The sequence below is a fragment of the Actinomadura sp. NPDC048032 genome (genome assembly GCF_040653175.1).
In the GTDB taxonomy this organism is placed as follows: domain Bacteria; phylum Actinomycetota; class Actinomycetes; order Streptosporangiales; family Streptosporangiaceae; genus Spirillospora; species Spirillospora verrucosospora.
In genome coordinates this window covers 1-5248 of the sequence record NZ_JBEZJP010000505.1, presented here as the reverse complement: position 1 = coordinate 5248, position 5248 = coordinate 1, and the positions used below count along the sequence as shown (strand labels likewise).

Annotated in this window: 4 protein-coding genes; all 4 read right to left on the bottom strand. The window is 73.8% G+C overall.

Annotation, left to right across the window (positions count from 1 at the left end; all coding sequences use genetic code 11):
- Positions 1–87: 87 nt before the first annotated feature.
- Complete coding sequence (locus AB0C69_RS37560) at positions 88–1959, bottom strand: carbohydrate-binding module family 20 domain-containing protein (protein WP_360360516.1); 1872 nt, start codon at positions 1957–1959, stop codon at positions 88–90.
- Between the two features lie 149 nt (positions 1960–2108).
- On the bottom strand, positions 2109–3149 hold the full coding sequence (gene nrfD / locus AB0C69_RS37555; protein WP_360360514.1) for an NrfD/PsrC family molybdoenzyme membrane anchor subunit: 1041 nt from the start codon (positions 3147–3149) through the stop codon (positions 2109–2111).
- Positions 3146–3970, bottom strand: a complete 825-nt coding sequence (locus AB0C69_RS37550; protein WP_353834984.1) for a 4Fe-4S dicluster domain-containing protein — start codon at positions 3968–3970, stop codon at positions 3146–3148. The genes nrfD and AB0C69_RS37550 overlap by 4 nt, the downstream gene beginning before the upstream one ends.
- Positions 3971–4131: 161 nt before the next feature.
- Positions 4132–4989, bottom strand: coding sequence for a PaaX family transcriptional regulator C-terminal domain-containing protein (locus AB0C69_RS37545; RefSeq protein ID WP_345183799.1), 858 nt, complete (start codon positions 4987–4989; stop codon positions 4132–4134).
- Positions 4990–5248: the final 259 nt, after the last annotated feature.

Sequence of the window (5248 nt, the reverse complement as noted above, 5' to 3'; positions counted from 1 at the left end):
GTTGAGCCAGGGGAGGGGCCCCGGCGCCCGCCCGGGTGCCGCTAGGCGGCCGGGCCGCCGGAGATGTCGCCGAGGCCCGCGGTCGGGCTATCGCCAGGTGTCGTTGGCGGTGCGGCCGGACGTGCCGGTCGTGTAGGTGCGGTTGGCGCCGCTCTCCCACGTCACGGCTCCGGCGTCGGTCTTCTTGAGGTACTTGTATTCGATCTTGGTGTTGGCGGGCAGCGTCACCGACCCGCTCCAGATCGGGTAGCCGGACGGGGACAGCTTCACCGCCTTGGAGGTTTCCCACGAGCCGAGCGCCGGGACGTCGCCGACGAGGTAGACGCTCGTGCCCCAGGTGGTGGTGGCGTTGACGTTGAAGGTGTCGGAGACGGTCCCGGGGGCGGAGGTCGGCGGTGGGGCCTGTCCGGACCGGGCGTCCGCGTGGATCGCGACGGCGCCGCCCGCGGGGATCGTCACGGTCGCGGTCCCGCCCGCCACGGTGACGGCGGTGCCCTGGCAGCCGCTCGAACCGAGGCCGCCGGTGATGACGTCGCAGTAGACGCCGTCCGCGAGCCCGGTCCGGTAGGACGCGGTGGACGGGTTGGAGGAGTCGTTGAGACCGATCCAGCCCCGGGAGCCGCGGCTGAACCCGATGACGTTCCCCGCGGTGGCGGTGAAGTCACCCACCGACGTGGCGGACGCGGTCGCGTTGTGCCATCCGACCATGCCCTTCACCCCGGTCGAGCGGGTGAGGCACTGCCAGCCGTTCGAGCAGTTCGCGGCGGTGACGAACCCGCGGGCGTCGGCGGGCGGCGACTGCCCGGCCGACGACCAGGTGAAGCCGTCGTACACCGAGGGCTTGCCGTACGGGTAGGCCAGCAGGAAGTAGGTCGCCAGGGTGTAGTCGGAGCCGCTCTTGTAGTTGAGCGTGGACCCGTCCCGCTCGGTGTCGTGGTTGGTGATCATCGTGTGGGTCCGGGAGCCGTCCGCGTCCAGCGACCAGGACGGGATGCCGGACAGGTTGGACAGCGTCCCGTTCTGGAACTGGGTCTTCAGGCCTTGAGCGTAGGAGAAGCCGAGCACGTCGCCGTTCCCGGTGAACGCCGAGGGCTTCAGGTCGGCCGTGCTCGACCCGGGGAAGACCTCCTGCGCGATGTAGGGCGCCCTGCCCTCGGCGGTGGTGGTGTGCAGGGCGGCCCTGACGGCGGCGAAGTCGGCCTGGGCGATGTGCTTGGCGGCGTCGATCCGGAACCCGTCCACGCCGAGGCCGATCAGGTCGTTGAGGTAACCGGCGATCTTGTCGCGCACGTAGCCGGACTGGGTCTTCAGGTCCGACAGCGAGACCAGCTCGCAGTTCTGCACCTCGGAGGTGTTGTTCCAGTCGTCGATGCCCGCGTCGTCGTCGTCGCAGTATCCGTCGTTGGCGTGGTGGAAGTCGCCGTACCCGTACGGGACGGCCGGGTAGGCGAACCCGCCGGGATCGAAGGTGGAGCCGCCGTAGGTGGTGTTCACCGTGTTGTTGTGGCCCGCCATGTGGTTGACGACCGCGTCCACGTAGACGCGGACGCCCGCGTTGTGGCAGGCCGCCACCATGGAGGAGAACTGGGCGCGGGTTCCGAGCCTGCTCGTCAGGCCGTAGGAGACGGGCTGGTACACCTCCCACCACGGGTGGGCCCCGTCATTGGTCGAGGCCAGGCTGACCGACTCGGCCGGCGGGGCGACCTGCACGGCCCCGTACCCGGCGGGGCCGAGGTGGTCGGTGCACGCGGCGGCGACGGACGGCCAGTTCCACTCCCAGAGGTTGGCGGTGACGTCGCTCGCGTTGAGGGAGGCGGCGGCGCGGGCGGGGCGGTCGGGGAGCAGGGCGGCGACGGGCGCCGTCCCGGCGAGGACGAGGAGGCCGGCGGCGAGCAGCGACCGGCGGCGGGGGACTCGCGCGCGGGGGGCTCCCGCGCGTGGCGCGTCGTTGGCAGACATGGCGGCGAACTCCTGTCACGGGGCGCCTGGCGGGCGCCCGAGGGGGGTGGGTGGACGGCCGTCCGCGAGCAACGCGAGAATGCTCTCTTCTTGCAGTCAGGTCAAGAGCTTGCGCAAATTTGCAATCGGCTTGCAGAAAGACGGCACCCTCAGGAGGGGGGCGCCCCGCCGCGTGCGGCGAGGCGTTCCCGCTGGGGAACGACGGTGTACTTGGGGTCCTCGGCCGACTGCACGCCCGCGTGGAAGACGCCGAAACGCGTGCAGGCCGAACTCGCCAGGAGGGCCGCGCCGCTCAAGGCCGCCGCGACCCGGCTGCGCCCGCCGAGCAGGACGCATCCCGCGACGCCCGCGGCGGAGAGGGCCTCGCCGGCGCGCATGTAGACCCCGCCCCTGCCCCGCCTGTACGGCTCGGCCGCCAGCCCGGCCCGGCGCTCCAGAACCGCGGCCGCGGCCAGTTCCAGACCGGAGCCGAACACGGCGGCGGTGCGCATCGGGGCGTTCTCCCGGACGGGCGCGGCGACCAGCGCCATGCCGGCCGCCGCGGCGGCGGCCGAGCCGACGAAGACGAACGGCAGCTCGCGGTACGCCTCGTGCCAGGCGGGGACGGCGGTGTCGGCGGCGAGCACCGCGGTATAGGCGGCGACGGGCGGGCCGAGCACGGCGGCACCGGCGGTGGCGGCGCGGCCGAGGCGCGGGAAGAGCCCGGTCACCTCCAGCACGGCGGCGGCGCCCGCGGCGGGACCGTAGGCGGCCAGCAGCCAGGAGCCGACGCTCATCGGCGAGGTCGGCTTCATGACGCGCAGCATGTTGGAGAACCGCTCCGGCCGCCCGAGGTCGTGGACCAGCGCGGCCGCGGACCCGCCGATCGCGGCCAGCGAGGAGATCTTCAACGCCCGCGCGGCCGCCGGGCGCCCCGTGAGCTGCGCGCCGGCGGCGAGCACCGACCCCGCGCCGGCCAGGCCGCCGAGGAAGAAGTACCCCGCGATGTCGAGGGACTTCCACACCGGCGGGTTCAGGACGGGCTTGCCGTAGTAGGAGGTGAACTCCGCCTCCGGCACCATGGCCTTCTCGCCGCGCCCGCCCCGGCGCCCTCCGCGCCGTCCCCGGCCGCCCAGGCCCTTGCCGATCTGGGCCTCCCGGCCGGGCCGCTCGCCGCGCACGCCCTCCTTGCCGACCTCCGACGAGCTCATCGCGCGCCCCCCGTGCGGCCGTGTGCGGCGAAGACGGCGGCGAGCCCGCCGAGCAGCGTGGCGGCGGCGACTCCGGCGTGCCGCCACATGGACGGCAGGTCGCGCGTGGTGACGACCGGATCCGGCGGCAGCCCGTACACCTCGGGCTCGTCCAGCAGGAGGAAGAAGGCGCCGTCGCCGCCGACGCCGTCGTCCGGGTCGTGCCCGTAGAGCCGCGCGTCCTCGACGCCGAGGCCGTGGAGCTGGTCGACGCGCTGCGCCGCCCGCTCGCGCAGCTCGTCCAGCGGGCCGAACTGGATCGAGTCGGTCGGGCACGCCTTCGCGCACGCGGGCTCCTGCCCCACGCTGATCCGGTCGTAGCACAGGGTGCACTTCCACACCCGCCCGTCGCCCTTGCGCTGGTCGATGACCCCGTACGGGCAGGCGGGCACGCAGTAGCCGCAGCCGTTGCAGATGTCCTCCTGGACGACCACCGTGCCGAACTCGGTGCGGAACAGCGACCCGGTCGGGCACACGTCGAGGCAGGCGGCGTGCGTGCAGTGCTTGCACACGTCGGAGGCCATCAGCCAGCGCATGCCGCCCGCGTCCTGTGCGCCGCCCTGCGCGTCGCCGTGGTCGACCCCGCTCTCGTTCTGGCCGATCGGCTTGCTCTGCTCGATGAACGCGACGTGCCGCCAGGTGTCGGCACCGAGGCCCTGCGTGTTGTCGTAGGACATGCCGGTGAACTCGAGGCCGTCCTCCGGGACGGCGTTCCATTCCTTGCAGGCCACCTCGCACGCCTTGCAGCCGATGCACACCGACGTGTCGGTGAAGAAGCCCATGCGGGGCGGGGGGTCGGCGTAGCCGGAGTCGGCGGCGACGTCGGACTCCGCGCCGGCGAGCAGGTTCCGTCCTATCAGACTGCCCATTTCCACGACTCCCATCGACGACACCGGCCCCTACCCGACTTCCCGGGGACGCGCCGCCTACACACCGCCCGCCGTCAGGCGCCCAACGCCTTCCACTGGCGGTCGGCGACGGGGCGCCAGGCGTCGTGCCGCTCGTGGAAGAGCGCGACCGCCTGGGCGCCGCTCCAGTCGTCGGGGAGCAGGGGCGCGGGAAGGCCGGGGTCGAGGAACGGGAAGCGGCGCCATTCCTGGACGAGCCTGGTGTGCGCGGCGAACGTCCCCGGATCGTCGGCGGGCCGCAGCGCGCCGACGGCGTCGAGGAAGTCCTCGTAGGCGAGCCCGATCTCGTCCAGGTCCCACGCCTGACGCGCCACGCGCCGCGCCTCGTCCAGGTCGCCGAGCCGTCCGACGAACAGGGTGGAGGCGTCGGCGACGCCGATCTCGGCGAGGACCTCCCGGACCTCGGCCTCGCGCTCGGGGTGCGGGCTGACCCACACGCCGGGGGAGAGGTTGCCGAGGCCGCTCCAGGCGAGCCGGGTCCGCAGCAGGTGGCGCAGGCGGCGGCTGGTCTCCGGGACGGTGGCCAGCACCAGGAGCCACTGCCCGTCCCACGCGCCGCCCGGGCGGCCGAAGCCGTAGATCCGCTCGGTGCCGTCGGTGAGCAGCCGCTCCCCGGACGGGGTGAGCCGCCAGGCGGTGCGGCGGCCGTGCCGCTCCCCGGCGAGCCAGCCCTCCCCGGCGCTGCGGGCGAGCGCCTGCCGCACGGCCTTCTCCTCGACGCCGAGGAGCCCGAGCGCGCGCAGGAACGTCGCCGTCCACACCGGCTCGCCGCCGGGCAGGACGAACTCGCCCAGCACGGTCAGCAGCAGGGACCGCGCGCTCGCCGCGCCGAGTTCGCGCCGACGCCGGAACCTCGGCTCCGGGTGCGCCGCGTCCTCGCCGGTTCGGGCCATGTGCTCCTCCTCTGGGCCCCGGTGGGCGCCGGCCCGCCTGCGGGGCGGCCGGGGCGCCGTCCAGTATCGCGCGGGTCCGGCCGGCGCCGCGCGGGCCGCGCCCGGAACCGACATCGTTCCACAAGTCTATTGACTGTCGTTTCATCTATGTAGAGCATTGGGGCCACGGTTCCCGGCGAGGGGAGACCTCGATGACCGCTGGAACGGCGACCGCACCGGTCCCGCCCGACACCTTCAACGCCTCCGACTACCTGCTCCG